This is a genomic window from Clostridia bacterium (assembly GCA_036654455.1).
In the GTDB taxonomy this organism is placed as follows: Bacteria; Bacillota; Clostridia; order Christensenellales; family CAG-314; genus JAVVRZ01.
Genome location: JAVVRZ010000001.1, coordinates 205754 through 225078, shown reverse-complemented (window position 1 = coordinate 225078; position 19325 = coordinate 205754). Strand labels below are relative to the sequence as shown.

Genomic DNA, 19325 nt, shown 5'->3' with positions numbered 1-19325 from the left:
TATTTAGTATACTTAAAGGATAAACAAGTGGACGGTTTTATAATTATAGATAAATTACAAGGTATAAGTTCGGCTAAGGCAGTAGCGGTTGTAAAAAGATTGACTAAGGCAAAAGTCGGGCATTTAGGCACGCTAGACCCTGACGCTACCGGTGTATTGCCCGTTGCAATAGGCAAGGCAACTAAGCTATTTGACTATTTAACCTTTAAGCAAAAGAAATATATTGCCGAATATACTTTTGGTGTTTCAACCGATACGCTTGACGCTAGCGGAGTCGTAACTGACACGACGGCGATAATTCCTACAAAAGATATGGTTTTAAGGGCTTTATCTGGCTTTATAGGCGAGATAGAACAGCTCCCTCCCAATTACTCGGCGCTTTCGATAGGTGGCGTACGAGCTTACAAATTAGCTCGAAGCGGTGCTGAATTTAATCTTGCGCCTCGTAAGGTTATGATATATAATTATCAACTGCTTGAACAAACCGAACCAAATAAATATACTTTTGAGATTCTTTGCGGTGGCGGTACTTATATAAGGTCGCTTGCTCGTGACTTAGGTAATGTGACTGGTAGTCTAGCTATTATGAGCAAACTTAGAAGGACGCAGAGCGGTTGCTTTACTCTTAAAAATTCTGTTTTACTCGATACTCTTAAAGAAAGCGGGCAAATAGACGAGTATTTACTGCCGATTGATTACGCTCTTACCGATTTACCACGAATAGACATCGACAGCGAATTTTATCGTCAACTTTCAAATGGAGTAAAGATTCCTTTTAACCAACAAATTGACGGTAAATTTGTTGTTTATTGCAATGGAACTTTGTTTGGCATAGCTGTAAACAATAACGATACCTTGCAAATGGAGTATAACCTATATAATGGATAGAATAGACTTCTACTTTCCAAAACAAGATAAAATTGTCTTAGGCTTAGGATTTTTTGATTCCCTTCACTTAGGACATAGAGAAATAGTTTTAAATGTGAAAAAAGTAGCCAACCTTTGCAATGCAAAGTCGGCGTTATTTACTTTTACTAACAATTTTTTAAATGTTTTGGGCGTTTCAAACAAGTTGATATACACTTTTGAAGAACGCACTCAACTTCTTGAACAAACAAACATAGACGTAGAGCTATATTGCGAGTTTGACCGAGCTTTTGCCTCGCTTGACGCTCAAACTTTTTTTGATAAATTAATTAAGCATAATATCGTAGCCCTTGTTTGCGGTTTTGATTATACTTTTTCTTGTCAAAAGGCAAACGTTCAAGTTCTTCAACAACTTTGCGATAAAGCTAATATTAAGCTTTTTGTAATAGAACAATATAGCGTTGACAATATAAAAGTTAGCACAACAAGAATAAAACAACTTATTTCTTCTTGTAATATCGAAGAAGCTAATAAATTATTAGGTAGCGACTTCTTTATAAGCGGACAAGTCGTCGCAGGTAGAGGACAAGGCAAAAAGTTAGGTTTTCCTACGGCAAATTTATCCGTTGACAATGACAAAATTCTTCCACAAGGCGTTTTTATAGGCGAAAGCGTGCTAAATGACAAAACATATCGCTGTATAGTCAATATAGGCGCAGCGCCTACGTTTAATGTTTATACAAATTTGGTAGAAGTTCATATTATTGGCTTTAATGGTGATTTGTACCAAAAAACATTAGCAGTTACTTTGCTTAAATTTATTAGAGAAACCAAAATATACAAAAATCCTAACGAGCTAAAAGCTCAACTTATGGCGGACAGCGAATATGCAACAAAATATTAAATTTGGCGTCAGTGGAAACAGCTTAAAATTTTTTGAAAGCGGTTTAAAACACACAATTGAAGCTCCAAGCTATTTAAATAAACTAGGGCTTGACGCTTACGAAATTTCTTTTGGTAGGGGTATTACATTAGGCGACGACAAAGCCATAGAAATTAGTCAAGAATGTAAAAAAAATAATATTGATGTGTCAGTTCATGCGCCGTATTACATTAATCTAGCAAATCCTAGTCAAGATATGATAGATAAATCTTTTATGTATATCATAAATTGTTGCAAAAAGGTAAACCTCTTAGGCGGAAATAGAGTTGTCGTCCACAGCGGAACGCAAGGTAAAATGTCTTACGCAAATGCTTTTGAATTAGTTAAACAACGTTTAAAAGTATTAACACAACTAATTTATGACAATTCTTTGCAGAATAACCTTATTTGCTTAGAAACAATGGGCAAAAGTAGTCAAATAGGCACAGCCGAAGAAGTGATTGAACTTTGTTCAATCGACAACATTTATATTCCTACCTTAGATTTTGGACATATTTATGCGAGAAGTTTAGGTAAACTTAATACTTATGACGATTATGTCAAAATTTTAGAAAATATGTTGACAAAACTCGGGGAACGTTCTAAACGACTTCATATACATTTTTCTAAAATTGAGTTTGGTAAATTTGGCGAGATACGTCACCTTACATTTGATAATTCGACTTATGGCCCGGAATTTGAACCCTTAGCGAAAGCCTTGAAATGTCTTGACTTATCCCCGACAATTATGTGCGAATCGGCAGGCACGCAAGATATTGACGCTTGTACAATGAAAAAAATATATAATAATATATAATAGAGGAGATTAATTATGCTTAAAAAAGACAGAATGTTTAGTTATATTCCTAATGTGGACGCCGTAGTTGTTACTTCGCATAACAACCGTTTGTACTTCACGGAGTTTTCGGGTTCATTTGGAATTCTTGTTTTAACAAGAGAAAGCGCAAATTATATTACAGATTTTCGCTATTTTCAAATGGCAAAAGAAGCTATGGCTGGCAAAGGCATTGACGTATTTCTTGCCGATAACGCAACCGCCGCTTACAAATGCGCAAACGAACTCTTACATAACATTAACGCAAAAGTCGTAGGTTATGAAGATACCGAAATTACAGTAGCCGAGTCAGTTAATCTTTTTGAAAAATTGCCCGAATATAAGTTTGTTCCGGTAGGCGAAAGCATACTTGAAGCAAGAAAGACAAAAACTCAAATTGAAATTGACAATATGACTAAGGCTCAGCAAATTACTGACAAAGCTTTTACTAAAATTTTATCATTTATTTCTTCAAGCGTAACCGAACACGAAATAGCCGTAGAGCTCGAATATTATATGCGTAAATTTGGCGCAGACGGTTTAGCGTTTGAAACAATTATAGCTTCGGGAGCAAATGGTAGCAAGCCTCACGCTCACCCTACCGACAAATTAATTAAAAATGGCGACGCAATTACAATGGACTTTGGCGCAAGATACAATGGTTATTGCTCGGATATGACAAGAACGGTATTTTTTGGCAAGCCTAGCGCTGAAATGAGAAATATTTACAATGTAGTTTTACAAGCTCAACAAGCTTGTCTATCCAACATTAAATGCGGTATGATGGGCAAAGAAATTGACGCTCTCGCTCGTCAGGTAATTGTTTCGGCAGGTTTTGCAAACAACTTTAATCACGGTCTAGGTCATAGCGTAGGTATCGATATTCACGAAAGACCTACTAGCAACGCTGTTTCTACCGATATTTTAGAAGATAATATGATTACCACCGTCGAACCCGGCATATATGTTGCAGATTTAGGCGGAGTTAGAATAGAAGATATGGTAATTGTTAAAAAAGATAAAATAATCAATTTGACAAATTCACAAAAAGATATTATAATATTATAAAGTATCTAGGAGGATAGTATATGATTACAGCAGGAGATTTTAGAAAAGGCATTACTTTCGTATTCGACAATAACATTTTTGTTGTTGTTGATTTCCAACACGTTAAACCAGGTAAGGGGTCGGCGTTTGTTCGCACTAAATTAAAAAACGTTGTTACCGGCGCAGTTTTAGAAAAAACTTTCAACCCTTCTGAAAAATTTGAATCAGCAAGAATTGAGAATAAAGAAATGACCTATTCTTATTCCGATGGCGAATTATACTACTTTATGGACAACGAATCTTACGACTTAGTTCCTCTTAACAAGAGTCAAGTCGAAGACGCCTTAATGTACATTACCGAGAATATGCAAGCTACAATTAAGTTTTATAAGGGCGCGGCATTTTCAGTTGAGCCTCCAAACTTTGTTGAACTTAAAATTACCGTTTGCGAACCCGGCGCAGTAGGCAATACGGCTACAAACGTTACTAAACCCGCAACTCTTGAAACGGGTTATGAAGTACCTGTTCCTATGTTTGTAAACGAAGGCGATATCGTTAGAATTGACACTCGCACAGGCGAATATATGGAAAGAGTTAAGAAGTAATATCTTTAATTTAATCAAATTTACATACTTTTAATAGCGTCTTTATGGCGCTATTATTTTTTTATATTTTTTATGCTTACTTAATATAATATCATTTTTCTTTTTTGTTCTACTACTTTGATTTAAACCATAAATTAAACTATGAACTTGATGAGTCTTTTACCCGAATATGGACAAGTCTTAGACGCTGTTGGCATAAACAATATTTGCGAGATGAGGCTACGAGCAAATCAACCAATTAGAGTGTTAGCTTTTGGCAAATGGAACTATTTAAGCGATAGAGGACTTGTAAACAGCGACTATAAATGTTTTGTAACAACAGGCAAACAATTAGAAGATATTTTATTTATTGCTTGCGAGCATTCGGTTTACGCTTATTCGCAGGAAATTGTTCAAGGTTTTCTCACAATTTCTAATGGAATTCGCATTGGCGTAGTTGGAACGTTAGTTAAAGAATCAAACATAGTAAGAACAATCAAAGACGTCACAAGTCTAATAATAAGATTACCGCATAATATTGTTGGTTGTTGCGACAAGCTAAAACAATATATTTTTCCACCTTGTAACGTCCTTGTAGCTTCCGCTCCGGGTTGTGGTAAGACTACTTTGCTTAGAGATATTGCTAGATTTATAGGCAAACATAATTATAACGTTTTAATCGCTGACGAAAGACGAGAAATAGCCTTAGAAACTATGACAAATTGCGATGTCTATTTAGGCGAAAAAGTCTACGCTATGCAAATTGGCATAAGAACGGTAAACCCCGACGTAATTATTTGCGACGAACTAAGCGACGAAGAAATAACAAAACTTGAAAGTATAACAAGTTGCGGTATAAAATTATACGCTTCAATTCACGCCGACAGCTTTAAAGCAATAAAAACAAGGTTGAAAGATAATTTACAAATGTTTGACTATATAGTTTTACTCAATAAAAAAACTCAAATAGGGCAGGTCGAAGCCGTTTACGACAACTTAGGTAACCTATGCAATTAGCTTGTATTGTCTTAGTTGTCAGTTGTACATATATCGGTTATAAGTTATCTCAAAAATATAAAATTAAAGAGAAACTTTATTATAGCTTTGTTTCTTTTTGCGCTAGTTATACGGCAAACTTAGAGTACAAATTGGATAAATTGTCAGCGTTGTTTAGTAGTCCTAGTTATAGCAGTGAATTTATAACTATTAAAGACGCTTATTACTCGGGAAAAGATATAAGTTTAAAGTATTTAACACAACAAGAAGCCAACTACATTAAAGATTTCTTTAATCTTTTAGGAAAAAATGATGCAAGAACACAAATAAAAGAAGTAGAATTTTTCAGCAAATATTTTAATAAAAAATATGAAGAAGTATCTAGCGAAAGTAAAAGTAAAGCGTTATTGGTGTTAAAATTAGGGGTTTTTGTGGGTGTGTTATTGTGTATCATAATAATTTAATATGGATATAAGTTTAATTTATAAAATAGCCGTAATAGGTTTGCTTACCGCAGTAATATCAGCTTTGTTAAAAAAAGCTAATAAAGACGAAATAGCTACTTTGGTAACAATCGCAGGGCTTATACTTGGGCTTTTAATTGTGTTAGATATGGTTTTTCAATTATTTAGTTCGATTGAATCATTATTTAAATTTTAGCTATGAACATTTTGCAAATTGTAGCTTTTGGCATAGTTGCAACTTTTATGGTAATTTATCTAAGGCCATATAGCAAGGAAACAGCCTTGCTACTGGGAATTGGTAGCGGTATAATCATCATTATTTCCGTACTAGACGGGCTATTTGACGTAGCTTATACTTTCTATAATCTAGCCGAAAAGACAGGTATAAATAGCGGACTTTTCGCAACTGTAATTAAAGTAATCGGTATTGGATATTTAACTGAGTTTGCAGGTAATATGTGTATTGACGCCGATAGTCGTAGCATAGGCGATAAGATATTTTTTGCCGGAAAAATTTGTATTATGATAGTAGCTTTGCCCTTAATTACTAGTCTTGTGGAGGTTGTAATAAAACTATTACCGTGAAAAAGAATACTATTTGTGTCATAGTATTATTAATATTGACTATTTTTATAATACTTAGTGGTAATTTTGCCTATGCAGACAAAGAAAGCGAAGTTATAGACAATATTCAAGAAAATACTGATAAACAAATTGAACAACTAAATTGGAAGGAACTTGAAAATTTTCTTTCTACTCTTGATAATTCTTTAATCAATAGCGGAGTAGTAGACGCAGTTAAAAAGATTATTAAAGGCGAAATGGACGTTCAGGAAATTGATTATTTTCAATTTCTTATACAAATATTTTTTGGTAAAATTATTGACTTATTACCTAGCGTTCTAACTATTGTAGTCATTTCTCTATTGCTAGGAGTGCTAGTTAAAAAAGATAATTCCTTTATAAGAGGGACAAGCGAGGTTGTTTATTTTGTATGTTACGCAGTAATTGTAATAGTTACTTTAATTGCAGTTTGGAAATTAATCGAACATACAAGGCGTACAATTCAAGATATTAAAAAATTATCAAATTTAGCTTTGCCTATACTTTTGACGCTGATTTCGGCAATAGGCGGTAAAGTTACTTTATCGGTTTTTCAGCCCTCAGTGGCAATTTTTTGCGGAACAATAATAGAAATTGTTACAATCGCAATTTTGCCTCTTGCAATTATGAGCATAGTTTTTACTGTTATTTCTAACCTTTCTAGCAATATTAAATTAGAAAAACTAGCCAAATTTTTTCATAGTAGCGCAACTATAATACTAGGTATTGTGTTCACTGTATTTACTGCTTTTTTGACAATTAAAGGAGTAAGCGCAGGCACAATAGATAGCGTTTCAATAAGGGCGGCAAAGTTTGCTACCAAAAATTACGTGCCTATATTAGGCGGTTATCTTGCCGAAGGTTTTGACTTAATTTTAGCTAGTAGCGTGCTGATAAAAAACGCTTTTGGAATTGTCGGGCTATTTGCCCTTCTTACAATTATTACTTCGCCGATTATTGAAATTATTGCGTATAGTTTATCCCTTCAACTAGCCTCAGCCGTTACCGAACCCGTAACCGATAAAAGAGTAGTTAGCTTTCTTTCAAGTATTTCTAAATCGTTAACCGTTCTATATTTAACCGTTCTTGCAGTGGCTTTTATGCTCTTTGTTGTGATATTGCTACTAATTTGTTCGGTAAACGCTTTTGTGTAGGAGAAAAATATGCTTGCAAAGTTATCAGTTTGGGCAATAGCCGTAATAGGGGTAGTAATATTAACCGTACTGGTTGACATTATAATTCCTGACGGACAAACAAATAAATATATTAAGGGCATAATGGCTATTATTGTAATTTTTGTAATAATACAACCTTTGCCGATTATATTTAATAGCAATCTTGCCGATTTAACTACAAGCGATAATCAAGATCCTATCACTATTGATACTAATTTTATTGAGTTTGTCAATAATCTAAGCGCACAAGAACGAGAGAACTCATTAATTATCTATTTAGAAAGCAAGGGTTATAAAAAGGTTGAATGTCAAATTGTTTACGCCAACTCTAACAATATTCGTTTGGTAGAAAAAGTGTTACTTAATTTAAATAATTTGGTTATAGATAAAAATATTTCTCATATAAATATTAAAGAAAAGATAATAGATATTACCGCTAAATTTTTATCGATTGAAAAAGGGCAGGTGATGATATATTGAAAAGTTAAGTTTTTTTGCAAAAATTAAGAATATTAAAAACATTGAGGTAATTGTCGCTTGTATCTTGTGCGTTTTGGTTTTGATAGTATTTTTTAGTAGCTCTGCAAAACCTAAAATAGTTCAAACTAATTTAGATGATAAAACTCAGCTAGAAAAATACAATTATACCTTAGAGGATAAGTTAAACGATATTTTGTCAAAAATTGACGGGGTAGACAACGTTTCGGTAGCGATTACCTATAAAGGCAACATTAAACAAGTATATGCTTATGAAAACGACAAAAATCAAAACTCGAAAATTGTTCTAATCGGCGGTAAACCTGTACTAATCGAAGAAATAATGCCTAATATATTAGGCGTTGTAGTGGTATTTAGCGGAGCTGAAAACGCTATAAATAGGGTAAAGGTAACGCAAGCGATAACCACGCTACTGGGAATAGAAGACTATCTAATTGAAATTTTTTCATATAAAAAATAATGGAGGGGAAACAAAATGTCTAAGAAAAAGAAAATTGTGTTGTTGGTATCAATGGTGCTTATATTAGCGCTTGCCGCCTATGTAAACATCGCTTTATTATCCAATAACGACGACGCTCAAACCGATAAGGACGGAGGAACAAGCCAAACTGTAACGTTTTTCTCGGCTTATCGACTAAACAAACAGAGCTTGCGTAGCTATGAGGTATCACAGCTTGACGAAATTATCAAAACCGAAGGCGACGAATTTAAACAAGCAAGAGCCGACGCTATGGCGCAAAAGCTTAAACTTATTGAGGTTGCCGAACTTGAACTGTATTTAGAAACCTTGCTTAAAGCTCAGGGCTTTGCCGATGCGGTAGTAAGTATTGCGGCGGCTACCGACCGCATCAACGTTGTGGTTTCTGACTCAGATTTGACAAAGGAAGATACGGGGGTAATCTACAACATAATTATTGGCGAAACTAATACTACAACTGATTATATAACTATCCAAAGCGTTTAAAATATTTATAGGTTAAAAAAATGCAAATAATCTTAATTTATTTGTATTTTTTTTGCTATTATGCTATACTACTAACATAATATTTAGGAGATTGTTATGAAAGTAGTATCTAATCACGATAATATCGGCAAAGTTGAGTATAGTAGCGAGATAGTTGTAGGGCTAATCGATTGCGCTCTCGGCGAGATTAAAGAAGTCATCAAACCTTCTATTTCAGGTAAAAATAGTAAACAAGTACCTAAAAATATACGAGTAGATTACGTGGACAATATGCTTTTTGTCGATGTATTCGTAAGTTTAATCTATACTTCCAAAGTTTCCGAAGTAGCTAGCAAAATACAAAGCACGATTAAAAACGCCTTAGAAACTATGACCGAATTTCGTGTAAAAGAAATTAATGTTCATATAGTAGACGTAATTTTTGATAAATAATCTTTAACCCCTTAAAACCTAAGGGGTTAAAATATATTTGGAGGAATATGAGAAGATACGCGCGTGAAGTCGCATTTTGTTTAACATTTGAATATATGTTTAATCAGTCAATCAAAGAAGACGACGAATGTTTTGAAATGTTTGACGCTGAAAAACTTGCCCCCGAAGACAAAGATTTTGTCTTGCAACTGTATAGAGGTGTGTCCGTTCATATTGACGAATACAAAAATAAAGTCGCTACTTATTCTAAGGGCTTTAAATTAGACCGTATTTATAAGATTGACTTAGCTATACTAGCGCTTACTATGTATGAGCTTGAACACTTCGATACGCCAATAGCGGTTTGCATTAACGAAGCGGTTGACCTTGCAAAAAAATATTCTACCGACAAAAGCCTTTCTTATGTTAACGGCATATTAGCCGAATTTGTACGAGCTAATCCTAGACCAACCAACGCTTAATTTTTAATGATAATTTCGGTAACTCAATTTAATACTTATATTAAGGGCATACTTGACAGCGAGAGTATGCTCAATACTTTATCAATCAAGGGCGAAGTATGCAACCTAAAAGATAGCTATTCCGGCGTTTATTTTACTCTTAAAGACTTAGCAAGCACACTTGATTGTTTTATCTATAAAGGTAAATTTGATTCCTTATTAAAAAATGGTCTAGAAATTGTAGCTAGCGGTAATATCAACTTTTTTACAAAAAATGCAAGGTTTAATTTTACGGTTACAAAAGTCGAATTAACCAAAAATTTAGGTCAAGACTATCTAGCGTATATTTTGCTCAAAGAAAAGCTTGAAAAAGAAGGTATTTTTGACCTTGCAAACAAAAAAATCGTACCTACAAACTGCCAAACAATAGGCATAATCACTTCAAATAAAGGCGCTGTAATTACCGATATTCTAGAAGTGGTTAAACGTCGTAATAATACTGCGGACACAGTTCTTTATCCAGTAAGAGTTTCTGGCGAACTTGCTATAAACGATATATGCGAGGCACTAAATTATTTTTCTTCTAGTCAAGTTGACGCCGTTATACTTGCACGTGGTGGCGGTAGCAAGGAAGATTTATCAGTATTTAACAACGAAACAGTGGTTAGGTGTTTATATAATTGTAAAAAACCCACAGTTTCGGCAATAGGACACGGCATAGACTTTACGCTGTGCGACTTTACAGCAGATATTCGAGCGGTTACGCCAACCGAAGCTGGCGAACTACTTACGATAGATTTGATAAAATACAGACAAAGATGTATTCAACTTCTTAGGCATATTTATTCTTCGGTTGATGCAAAACTAAACAGTCAAATTCAAAAAACTAGGCTAAGCGTAAATAAAGTATATTATCAAACGGCTACAAATTTAGCTAGTCAAGAAGGTAGACTAAGTAATCTTTCAATTAAACTTGATTCGCTTAGCCCTCTCAAAAAGTTTTCAAATGGTTTTGCGCAAGTATCTAAGCAAACTAAATTAATAGGTAGCGTCAGTCAAGTTAAGGTTGACGATATAATCGATTTAACTATGCAAGACGGGCAACTAAAAACAAAAATTGTCGAAATAAAAACACAAAAATAGAAGGTATATATGGATATTGAAAAATTATTGATTGAATTAGAGAATATTATTGAGAAAATGGAAGACAAAGATATTACCTTAAATTATAGTTTAGAGTTGCTTGAACAAGGGGTCAAACTTACTAAACAATGTTTTTCAGCGCTAAATTCTTATAAAGGTAAGTTAATTATTTTAAAGGAGAGCCTAGATGGACTTGACGAATAGCGTAGACGCAAATTCTGTACTGCTAAGTTTTTTGCCAAAAGGGGACGACAGACTATATAAAGCTATGGAGTATAGTTTGCTTTCGGGCGGTAAACGCAAACGATTTTTCACTTGTCTTGCCGTTGCTGATTATTTTCTACTAGACAACAACCAAGTTAGAGCGATTGCATCGGCTATTGAAATGATACATACGTATTCGCTTATTCACGACGATTTGCCTTGTATGGACGACGACGATTTTCGTCGAGGCAAACCTAGCTGTCACAAGGAGTTTGACGTAGCGACGGCGTTACTTGCAGGCGACGGACTACTAAATACAGCGATATCAATATTGCTACAAAATAACGACTTATCTTTTGGTTATGCCGAAGCTATAAATTCAATCTTCGAATGTTCGGGCGTAAACGGTATGATACTAGGTCAAAGTTTTGATTTGCAGTCTGCTTGTCCAAATTATCAAATTTCTTTGTTAAAAACTTCTAAGATGTTTGTCGCTAGCGTCCTAAGCATAGCAAAATATGCTTGCGCTAGTCAACAAATTCAACAATATTTTATTGATTACGCTAACTTTTACGGGCTAGCTTTTCAACTCGCAGACGACCTTGCCGACAATGAAGTTAAAAACGGCGAGGACGCTCAACTACTTGAAAAATATCTTACAAACGCTTATTTTGCGCTCAAAAATTTAAATATTTATAGCGGATACCTATTTGACAACCTAAATCAGTTGAAAATTAAATGAAATTTAATTAAAAAAAGCCTAATATGTATTAACATATTTGCATTTTGCATACTATTATGCTATAATACTAAACAGGTGGTGCAGTATTCTAGTCAAAATACGATACATTCAAGACGGGGCTAAAAGATCGTCAAAGGGCACAACTATGAAGTTTCTGGTGCTGGCGTATGTTGCCCAAACATGGGTTGGTGCTGGAAGTTAAGACTATTGGGTATGTCGTAATGGCATACGGCTGAGTTATATTCCCAGTAGTCGTGGAGACCCGAAAGGGTAAGCGAATAAAGTACCTTACTCTTCGAGTATGAACCTGCTATGCGGCCGTTAAGCTGTGTACAGAGTAGCCTGCTTTGAGCGGGGTTTGTGGGATTAGTGAACATATCTAAGGTTGGCCAACTGTAAAATATGACTGCTCTATGAAATCAACTCTGCAAAAGAAGATAAATGTATTTGTTTTTTGCCAAGGAAATCTTCTAGACTGCTTTACAGAAGGTAATGCGGAGATTATAGTACGGACTAAGTGGCGATTCAGTTGCGTGATTGGCAACATTACGTTGTCGTTCTTAAAAGGAAACTGCTTATTCGGCGACGATGAGCGAACGATGGGGAAATCCTACTGAACCTATGCCGTAAGGTTTATCTGTGTTATCACCACCTTATTTTTATAATAACGGAGAAAAATATGTCAACAAAAAAAGACTCCAAAAACGACAGCGATGTCGTAGAAGTCTTTGCTGAAAAATCAAAAGACAAAAGAAATTTTGTTGTTTCAAAAAAAGAGCTATCTTCTTCAAAAGTAGAAGAAGATAGTAATAATATTAAGCCCAAAGATAAGATAAAAAAAGGCGTTATTAAGTGGTTAATTAAAGTCTTAGTAATTGCTGTATTCTTATCTTTATTTTTTAGTATTATTACAGAAATAGTATATAACGCAATTCAAGTTGACTTCGTTAAAATGATAATTGCCGTTATTCTTGTACTTCTTATTGTAATAATTGCAATTACAGCCGATATGGTAAGCGTAGCGGCAACCTCTTGCGATGTTGAGCCGTATTTATCAATGGCTTCACGCAAGGTTAAGGGCGCAAAGAGAGCCGTTTGGCTATGTAAAAATGCCGATAAGGTATCGTCAATTTTTGGCGATATTATAGGCGACGTATGTAGCATTATTTCCGGCGCTTCGGGAGCTACTATTGCCGTAGTAATACAAATACAACTAGGCTTAACCGACCCTATTCCAATAATCGTAACTAGTGCCCTAGTTTCAGCGGTAATCGCAGCGGTTACAATTACCGGCAAAGCAATTTGCAAAAAAATAGCCGTTTCTAAGGCAAATAACATTATATTTAGCCTTGCAAAACTACTGTCAGTTTTTGATAAATAATGTTAGAAAATATTTTTAGTTTTGACGATGTCAAAAAAATTTCTATTAAAGATTTACCCGTATTATGTCAAGAAATACGGGATTTTTTAGTGCCGATTGTGCTAGAAAACGGAGGACATCTTTCAAGTAACTTAGGAGTAGTCGAGCTTACCGTAGCCCTTGCTTATGTATTTGACCAAAACGATAAATTTGTTTGGGACGTAGGACACCAAAGCTACGTTTACAAAATTTTGTCAGGCAGACGAGAAGAATTTAATACTCTTAGGCAAAAAGGCGGGCTAAGTGGGTTTCCCGACACGGCTCAAAGTCAGTTTGATACTTTTAATACCGGACACGCAAGCACCTCGATATCGGTTGCGTTAGGTCTTGCAACGGCAAGAGATGTTAATAAACTTGATTATAACGTAATCGCAATAATCGGCGACGGGGCGTTAGGGGGCGGAATGTCTTTTGAAGCGCTTAATAATATAGCTTTAAGTAAAATGCTAATTATTGTAAATGACAATGGCTTAGCAATAAATAAAGTTGTAGGCAACACCGCTTCGGGGCTTGCAAACCTAAGAGTTGGCAAATACGACAAGAGAAAAGAAAGTTTCAAAAAGTTTATATTAAAAATTCCTCTTTTAGGTAAGCTTACCTACAAAATTTGTAGTTTTTGTAAGCGTGTAATAAAATACGGCTTTATTAAAAACAATCTTTATTTTAATAGCTTTGACATCAAATATATTGGTTCAGTCGATGGTCACAACGTTGCAAAATTGATAAGCCTACTTCAAAAAATTAAAAAGAACGTAGAGCAACCTACTATTTTGCATATTAAAACAACTAAGGGTAAAGGTTATGCCCCAGCCGAGCTAAATCCCGAACTTTTTCACGGCGTTTCTAAACAATCAAACGTCACAAAAATATCAATGTCAAATGTTGTAGGCGCAACTCTTACTAAACTTGCCAAAGAAGGTAGCAATATTGTAGCTATAACCGCTGCAATGACGTCCGGAACGGGCTTAGATGCGTTCGCAAGCAATTACCCCGATAAATTTTTTGACTGTGGTATAGCCGAACAGCACGCCGTAACCTTTGCGTCTAGCCTAGCTAGTTGTGGCGTTAAACCATATTTTTGCGTTTATTCTACTTTTTTGCAACGTGGTTTTGACCAAATTATACACGATACTTGTTTACAAAATTTGCCTGTTGTATTTTGTATAGACCGAGCTGGTTTTGTCGGGGCAGACGGTAAAACGCATCAAGGATTATTTGATTTATCCTACTTGTCGCTTATTCCAAATTTAACAATTCTTGCCCCAGCCGACGAAACTCAACTTGAAGATATGCTTTTGTGGTCGGCAAATTTCAATTCGCCACTTGCTATTAGATATTCCAAAGATATTGACGTATCTTTCGACCAACATTTTGATAGATTATCTTGGAATAGAATTTTAAACGGCGAAAGCAAAGTCGAACTGCTTTGCGTAGGCAATCGAATGATAAATTTAGCATTGCAAACAGCGCAAGAACTAAAAAAATATGCAATTTCTATAAATATTACTAATGCCTGCGTGATTAAACCGCTAGATAACAAATTTTTGTCAACTCTAAATAATTCGCTAGTTATTACGCTAGAAGAAAATGTATTGCAAGGTGGGTTTGGTTCTGCCGTAACTCAATTTTTTGCTACAAAAAATGTATCGGTCGTTTGTCTTGCTCAAAGCGACAAATTTGTCGAGCAAGGCGAAGTTGAACAGCAACTTGTCGAGGCAAATTTTACCAAAGAATATTTATCAAAACTTATTATTAACTTTTTACACAAATAGACTTGAATATTTATTTAGCCTAATGTATAATTATAATAATTATACGGAAGGTGACTGTTTGTATGCGTATCGGTATTGCTCTTAATCTTAAAAAGAATAAGCAACGACTTGTCGAAGAATTTGTTACTTGTTTGCAAGAACTTAATATTCCTTACTGTTATCAAAGTCAAAGTCAAGACTTTGATATTTTAGTTTGTTTCGGCGGAGATGGCACTACGCTCTATTATGGTCGTAGATATGCCGGCGTTGTTCCAATAATAACCGTCAATGCCGGTACAGTAGGCTTCTTATCTCAAATTTTGCCTAAAAGAGCAGACTTTTTAAATGCGCTGACTCGATTGCAAAACCTTGACTATAAGATTAAAAACTGTTCGCTACTTCAAGTTAAAGATACCGACGTAGTAGCCGTCAATGAAATGTTTATTTGTAATGCGTATAGAGGCAATACGGTTACGGTTTCGGCATATTTAAATGACCAATTTTTATGCAAACATACCGGCGACGGTCTTATTATAAGTACGCCCGTAGGTTCAACTGCATATTCTTTGAGTTGTAATGGTAGCGTTTTACTTGCCGATACAAATTGCTTCTATCTAAATCCAATATCCACAATAGGCGCATCTAATCAAATTGTCTACAAAGATAGCGACACTCTTAAATTAGAATTAAGCAATAACGCTTGCCTTTATGCCGACGGCATCTTACAAGACGTTACGTTTATAGATAACAAAGTTGAGATAGTTAAATTACCTCAAACTTTGCAACTTATTACACTAAAAAATGACTTTTTTGAAAAATTAAGAAAAATAGGTAGGGTAGAATAGTGATAAGAGCTACACGACAGTCAAAAATACTTAGTTTAATTGCCTCACGAGATATCGAAACGCAAGAAGAACTGGCAAAATTGCTAATAGAATCGGGTTATCCCGTGACGCAAGCTACAATTTCTAGGGATATTAAGGAATTAGGGCTGATAAAAACGACCTCGGAAGCAAACGTTTCTCGTTACATTACAATCAGTGGGATAGATACCAAAATATCCTCAAAATTACTTAATATTTTAAGAGAAACGGTTATTTCAATAATTGCCGTAAACAATTTTGTATCGGTCACAACCTTAGAGAATAGTGGTAACATAGTTAGCAACATAATAAAACAGCTTTCAATAACTGAAATTTTAGGTAGAATTGAAGGAAATGATTGTGTTTTACTTGTTTCGGCAACTTCGCAAGACGCTATTTATATTACAAACAGACTTGAAAACATACTTAAATAATTACATAATTAGTCAAACACTATGATTACAAATTTAAATATTAGAAATATTGCGTTAATTGGCAAATTAGATATCGCCCTTTCAAATGGTCTTAACGTTTTAAGCGGAGAAACGGGCGCAGGCAAATCGATTATTATTGATTCGCTAGCCTTTGTTTTGGGCGAAAGAGCCGACAAAACAATGATTAAATTCGGTCAAGAGCAGGCAAGGGTAGAGGTTGTGTTTCAAATTGAGCAAAATTCTAACGCTTATTTTAAGCTAGACGAATTAGGTTTTGAACAAGATACAACCTTAATTATTTCTCGTACTCTTACTACTTCGGGCAAAAACGAATGTCGCATAAACGGCAGGCAAGTAACTACGGCTATGCTAAAAGAGCTTACAAGCTGTTTGGTAGATATTTTTGGACAATCTCAACATCAAAATTTATTTAAAGTAGATAACCATATTAAAGTATTAGACGCTTATATGCCAAGTCAGCAAACCGACAAATTATCAGCTTTATTTAAAGATTACAAGGATATTAACTCTAAACTACTTGTTTTTGGCGGAGATAATAGTCAAAGACAGCGTTTGCTTGACATATTAAATTATCAAATTGACGAAATTACCAAGGCAGAACTTTCTAGCAAAGAAGAAGACGATTTGCTTGCTCAAAAAGCTCGCATAGCTAACGCCGAAAAAATTGTAGAGGGCGTTTCGGTTGCGCTTGATAGTCTTTCTCAAAATCAAGAAAACGCTATAAACCTACTTTCAATGGCAAATTCAAGTTTAAATTGTTGTTCAAACCTTGACAGTCAATGCTTTGAGCTTCAAAAAAGAATAAAAGCTAGTATGATTGAGCTTGACGACGTATGCGAAGAGCTTTCTAATATACTCTCTCAAATAGAATACGAACCTAATCAAATAGATATCTTAGAGCAACGTATTGAGCTTTACAAAACGCTTAAACGCAAATACGGTCAAAATGTTGACGAGATTAATAACTTTTTACAAGATGCAATCAAACAGTTTGATATGCTTTCTAACGCTACCGAGCAAATCGCTAAACTTCAAACTCAAAAAGATGCAATAGTCGCAAAAATGTACGACCTTTCTTGCAAATTGTCCCTTCATCGCAAACAATCGGCAAAGTTATTTAAAAAGGATATCGAACAACAGCTTGCCGATTTAGGTATGCAGTCGGCTACATTTGACGTTTTCTTTTCGCAAACGCCTACCTTAGAAGAATATTCTCAGCATATTTCCTCTAACGGATTTGACAAAGTCGAATTTATGCTTAGCGCAAATTTGGGCGAACCAACTAAACAGCTTGCAAAGGTAATTAGCGGTGGCGAAATGTCAAGATTTATGTTGGCGATTAAGAACATTACCGCAAGAATCGAACAAATACCAACAATGATTTTTGACGAGATTGACCTTGGTATTTCCGGCAATATCGCTCAAAAAATGGCGATAAAACTTGCAAATGTCAGTAAAGACTATCAATGCATAGTAATCACTCACCTTCCGCAAGTTGCTGCGATAGGCGACTACAATTTACTAATAACTAAGTCGACAATAGACGATAAAACAAGCACAAATGTAACCGTTCTTGACCAAAAACAAAAAATAAGCGAAATAGCTCGCCTTACAGGGGGCGAAAACATTAGTTCGGTTTCGCTTGTCTATGCCGAGCAAATGATTGAGTGGGCAAATAGCGCTAAATCAAAGGTAAACTAACGCTTTTGTTAAGTTTTATAGTTTTTTTATATTTATTTTTATAAACTAAACTACTTTTTTAATATTTTTAATTTTTAGAGCCTAAATAGGCTCTTTTTTTTAATATTTTTCTAAGCATATTCACAAACTACTTAAAACAACAATAAGGGAGTAATTATGAAAAAAATATTTATATTTGTAGCTTTGTTTTTTGTTTGTCTATTTGCTTTTCCGCAATTTGCTTACGCAGAGACTACGTCGCCAACCTTAGAAGAATTAAATAATTTGTTCTTTCCGCAAGTGCAAAAAGTTATTAGAGAAAAAGTTTATTTATCCGGAAAACCTATCGGTATTTCTCTTGACGGCAACGGCATAACAGTAATAGGGCTTAACGAATTTGTTTCAAGCGAGGGCGTTGTTTCTCCGGCAATAGAGGCAGGCATTAATATCGGCGATATTATTACCGAGTTAGACCGCACTAAAATCAATAACGTAGCTACGCTTACTCATATTGCTAACGCAAGTCAAGGCAAGCCTTGCGATATAAGTTTTATTAGAGGCGATAAACTTATATCTTCAAAGATTACTCCTAGAAAAGACGTTCTGTCTAAGACATATAAGCTAGGTATTTGGGCAAGAGACAACGCCACGGGAATAGGTACGTTGACTTATATAAGAAACAATCTTCAATTTGGTAGCCTTGGTCACCCTATATTAAATCACGATACTAACGAAATTTTAAAAATTACAAAAGGCGGAATTTATAACTGTAAAATAAACGGCGCAGTTAAAGGCGAAAAAGGTAAAGCAGGCGAACTTAAAGGGAATTTTTCGCTTAGCGACACCTTAGGCACGCTATATGTAAACAATAAATATGGCGCTTACGGCAATGTTTTTTCTTTACCAGATGACTTTGAACAAAAATTATATCCGGTTTTATCTAGCACGCAAGTCAAACCGGGCAATGCGAAAGTTATTTCAACGGTAATAGGCGATACGCCTAGGGAATATGATATTGAAATAATAAAAGTAGTTCAACAAACTTCCAAGAGCGACAAGGGGCTAGTTGTAAGAATTGTTGACCCAACTTTACTTGAACTAACCGGCGGAATTGTGCAAGGAATGAGCGGTAGCCCAATTATTCAAGACGGCGCATTTGCAGGAGCGCTCACACACGTATTTATCAACGACCCTACAAAAGGTTATGGTATTCTTGCCGAATGGATGCTCGAAAACTAAA

Annotated in this window: 24 protein-coding genes; all 24 read left to right on the top strand. The window is 35.0% G+C overall.

Annotation, left to right across the window (positions count from 1 at the left end):
• Positions 1 to 27: 27 nt before the first annotated feature.
• The 24 genes from truB (at position 28) to spoIVB (ending at position 19324) form a co-directional block, all read left to right on the top strand.
• Entirely contained in the window at positions 28 to 888 is an 861-nt protein-coding gene (gene truB / locus RR062_01095; GenBank protein ID MEG2026318.1) for a tRNA pseudouridine(55) synthase TruB, read from the top strand.
• Positions 881 to 1771: a riboflavin biosynthesis protein RibF gene (ribF, locus tag RR062_01090; protein MEG2026317.1), complete on the top strand. Its 891-nt coding sequence runs from the start codon at positions 881 to 883 to the stop codon at positions 1769 to 1771. The genes truB and ribF overlap by 8 nt, the downstream gene beginning before the upstream one ends.
• A complete protein-coding gene (locus RR062_01085; protein MEG2026316.1) occupies positions 1755 to 2606 on the top strand; it encodes a TIM barrel protein in 852 nt (283 codons plus the stop codon). The genes ribF and RR062_01085 overlap by 17 nt, the downstream gene beginning before the upstream one ends.
• 15 nt (positions 2607 to 2621) lie before the next feature.
• A complete protein-coding gene (locus RR062_01080; protein ID MEG2026315.1) occupies positions 2622 to 3692 on the top strand; it encodes an aminopeptidase P family protein in 1071 nt (356 codons plus the stop codon).
• A 20-nt stretch (positions 3693 to 3712) separates the two neighbouring features.
• Positions 3713 to 4276, top strand: coding sequence for an elongation factor P (efp, locus tag RR062_01075; GenBank protein MEG2026314.1), 564 nt, complete (start codon positions 3713 to 3715; stop codon positions 4274 to 4276).
• A 141-nt stretch (positions 4277 to 4417) separates the two neighbouring features.
• Positions 4418 to 5272: an ATPase, T2SS/T4P/T4SS family gene (locus RR062_01070; protein MEG2026313.1), complete on the top strand. Its 855-nt coding sequence runs from the start codon at positions 4418 to 4420 to the stop codon at positions 5270 to 5272.
• Positions 5263 to 5715, top strand: coding sequence for a stage III sporulation protein AB (locus RR062_01065; protein MEG2026312.1), 453 nt, complete (start codon positions 5263 to 5265; stop codon positions 5713 to 5715). The genes RR062_01070 and RR062_01065 overlap by 10 nt, the downstream gene beginning before the upstream one ends.
• A gap of 1 nt (position 5716) precedes the next feature.
• Positions 5717 to 5911 (top strand): stage III sporulation protein AC, encoded by a 195-nt coding sequence (spoIIIAC, locus tag RR062_01060; GenBank protein MEG2026311.1) that lies wholly within the window; start codon positions 5717 to 5719, stop codon positions 5909 to 5911.
• Between the two features lie 2 nt (positions 5912 to 5913).
• Entirely contained in the window at positions 5914 to 6300 is a 387-nt protein-coding gene (locus tag RR062_01055) for a SpoIIIAC/SpoIIIAD family protein (protein MEG2026310.1), read from the top strand.
• Positions 6301 to 6335: 35 nt separating this feature from the next.
• Positions 6336 to 7472: a stage III sporulation protein AE gene (locus tag RR062_01050; GenBank protein MEG2026309.1), complete on the top strand. Its 1137-nt coding sequence runs from the start codon at positions 6336 to 6338 to the stop codon at positions 7470 to 7472.
• Between the two features lie 9 nt (positions 7473 to 7481).
• Complete coding sequence (locus RR062_01045; GenBank protein MEG2026308.1) at positions 7482 to 7973, top strand: stage III sporulation protein AF; 492 nt, start codon at positions 7482 to 7484, stop codon at positions 7971 to 7973.
• 79 nt (positions 7974 to 8052) lie between these two features.
• Positions 8053 to 8451 carry a hypothetical protein gene (locus RR062_01040; GenBank protein ID MEG2026307.1) on the top strand — a complete coding sequence of 133 codons (399 nt, stop codon included), beginning with the start codon at positions 8053 to 8055 and terminating at the stop codon, positions 8449 to 8451.
• Between the two features lie 15 nt (positions 8452 to 8466).
• Positions 8467 to 8955 (top strand): SpoIIIAH-like family protein, encoded by a 489-nt coding sequence (locus RR062_01035; GenBank protein ID MEG2026306.1) that lies wholly within the window; start codon positions 8467 to 8469, stop codon positions 8953 to 8955.
• 96 nt (positions 8956 to 9051) lie between these two features.
• On the top strand, positions 9052 to 9387 hold the full coding sequence (locus RR062_01030) for an Asp23/Gls24 family envelope stress response protein (GenBank protein ID MEG2026305.1): 336 nt from the start codon (positions 9052 to 9054) through the stop codon (positions 9385 to 9387).
• Positions 9388 to 9434: 47 nt separating this feature from the next.
• Positions 9435 to 9848: a transcription antitermination factor NusB gene (gene nusB / locus RR062_01025; protein MEG2026304.1), complete on the top strand. Its 414-nt coding sequence runs from the start codon at positions 9435 to 9437 to the stop codon at positions 9846 to 9848.
• Positions 9849 to 9854: 6 nt separating this feature from the next.
• A complete protein-coding gene (gene xseA / locus RR062_01020; GenBank protein ID MEG2026303.1) occupies positions 9855 to 10970 on the top strand; it encodes an exodeoxyribonuclease VII large subunit in 1116 nt (371 codons plus the stop codon).
• 9 nt (positions 10971 to 10979) lie between these two features.
• Positions 10980 to 11174 (top strand): exodeoxyribonuclease VII small subunit, encoded by a 195-nt coding sequence (xseB, locus tag RR062_01015; protein MEG2026302.1) that lies wholly within the window; start codon positions 10980 to 10982, stop codon positions 11172 to 11174.
• Positions 11158 to 11916 (top strand): polyprenyl synthetase family protein, encoded by a 759-nt coding sequence (locus RR062_01010; GenBank protein ID MEG2026301.1) that lies wholly within the window; start codon positions 11158 to 11160, stop codon positions 11914 to 11916. Before xseB ends, RR062_01010 begins: the two co-directional genes overlap by 17 nt.
• 679 nt (positions 11917 to 12595) lie before the next feature.
• A complete protein-coding gene (locus RR062_01005; protein ID MEG2026300.1) occupies positions 12596 to 13297 on the top strand; it encodes a hypothetical protein in 702 nt (233 codons plus the stop codon).
• Positions 13297 to 15108 (top strand): 1-deoxy-D-xylulose-5-phosphate synthase, encoded by a 1812-nt coding sequence (dxs, locus tag RR062_01000; protein ID MEG2026299.1) that lies wholly within the window; start codon positions 13297 to 13299, stop codon positions 15106 to 15108. The genes RR062_01005 and dxs overlap by 1 nt, the downstream gene beginning before the upstream one ends.
• 62 nt (positions 15109 to 15170) lie before the next feature.
• Positions 15171 to 15932: an NAD(+)/NADH kinase gene (locus RR062_00995; protein ID MEG2026298.1), complete on the top strand. Its 762-nt coding sequence runs from the start codon at positions 15171 to 15173 to the stop codon at positions 15930 to 15932.
• Positions 15932 to 16384, top strand: a complete 453-nt coding sequence (locus RR062_00990) for an arginine repressor (protein ID MEG2026297.1) — start codon at positions 15932 to 15934, stop codon at positions 16382 to 16384. Before RR062_00995 ends, RR062_00990 begins: the two co-directional genes overlap by 1 nt.
• Positions 16385 to 16405: 21 nt before the next feature.
• Positions 16406 to 18106 (top strand): DNA repair protein RecN, encoded by a 1701-nt coding sequence (gene recN / locus RR062_00985; protein ID MEG2026296.1) that lies wholly within the window; start codon positions 16406 to 16408, stop codon positions 18104 to 18106.
• A 156-nt stretch (positions 18107 to 18262) separates the two neighbouring features.
• The gene (gene spoIVB, locus RR062_00980) at positions 18263 to 19324 is read left to right on the top strand and encodes a SpoIVB peptidase (GenBank protein ID MEG2026295.1); all 1062 of its coding nucleotides are present in this window, start codon (positions 18263 to 18265) and stop codon (positions 19322 to 19324) included.
• The last annotated feature ends 1 nt before the right edge of the window (position 19325 follow it).

Excerpts from the sequence above, each read along its gene's own strand:
- RR062_01045 (MEG2026308.1), top strand. The coding sequence starts at position 7,482 with ATGCTTGCAAAGTTATCAGTTTGGGCAATAGCCGTAATAGGGGTAGTA.
- dxs (MEG2026299.1), top strand. The coding sequence starts at position 13,297 with ATGTTAGAAAATATTTTTAGTTTTGACGATGTCAAAAAAATTTCTATT.
- RR062_01080 (MEG2026315.1), top strand. The coding sequence starts at position 2,622 with ATGCTTAAAAAAGACAGAATGTTTAGTTATATTCCTAATGTGGACGCC.
- RR062_01055 (MEG2026310.1), top strand. The coding sequence starts at position 5,914 with ATGAACATTTTGCAAATTGTAGCTTTTGGCATAGTTGCAACTTTTATG.
- RR062_01030 (MEG2026305.1), top strand. The coding sequence starts at position 9,052 with ATGAAAGTAGTATCTAATCACGATAATATCGGCAAAGTTGAGTATAGT.
- spoIVB (MEG2026295.1), top strand. The coding sequence starts at position 18,263 with ATGAAAAAAATATTTATATTTGTAGCTTTGTTTTTTGTTTGTCTATTT.
- RR062_00995 (MEG2026298.1), top strand. The coding sequence starts at position 15,171 with ATGCGTATCGGTATTGCTCTTAATCTTAAAAAGAATAAGCAACGACTT.
- xseB (MEG2026302.1), top strand. The coding sequence starts at position 10,980 with ATGGATATTGAAAAATTATTGATTGAATTAGAGAATATTATTGAGAAA.
- nusB (MEG2026304.1), top strand. The coding sequence starts at position 9,435 with ATGAGAAGATACGCGCGTGAAGTCGCATTTTGTTTAACATTTGAATAT.
- efp (MEG2026314.1), top strand. The coding sequence starts at position 3,713 with ATGATTACAGCAGGAGATTTTAGAAAAGGCATTACTTTCGTATTCGAC.
- spoIIIAC (MEG2026311.1), top strand. The coding sequence starts at position 5,717 with ATGGATATAAGTTTAATTTATAAAATAGCCGTAATAGGTTTGCTTACC.
- RR062_01085 (MEG2026316.1), top strand. The coding sequence starts at position 1,755 with ATGCAACAAAATATTAAATTTGGCGTCAGTGGAAACAGCTTAAAATTT.
- RR062_01065 (MEG2026312.1), top strand. The coding sequence starts at position 5,263 with ATGCAATTAGCTTGTATTGTCTTAGTTGTCAGTTGTACATATATCGGT.
- xseA (MEG2026303.1), top strand. The coding sequence starts at position 9,855 with ATGATAATTTCGGTAACTCAATTTAATACTTATATTAAGGGCATACTT.
- RR062_01010 (MEG2026301.1), top strand. The coding sequence starts at position 11,158 with ATGGACTTGACGAATAGCGTAGACGCAAATTCTGTACTGCTAAGTTTT.
- RR062_01005 (MEG2026300.1), top strand. The coding sequence starts at position 12,596 with ATGTCAACAAAAAAAGACTCCAAAAACGACAGCGATGTCGTAGAAGTC.
- RR062_01035 (MEG2026306.1), top strand. The coding sequence starts at position 8,467 with ATGTCTAAGAAAAAGAAAATTGTGTTGTTGGTATCAATGGTGCTTATA.
- ribF (MEG2026317.1), top strand. The coding sequence starts at position 881 with ATGGATAGAATAGACTTCTACTTTCCAAAACAAGATAAAATTGTCTTA.
- RR062_01070 (MEG2026313.1), top strand. The coding sequence starts at position 4,418 with ATGAACTTGATGAGTCTTTTACCCGAATATGGACAAGTCTTAGACGCT.
- recN (MEG2026296.1), top strand. The coding sequence starts at position 16,406 with ATGATTACAAATTTAAATATTAGAAATATTGCGTTAATTGGCAAATTA.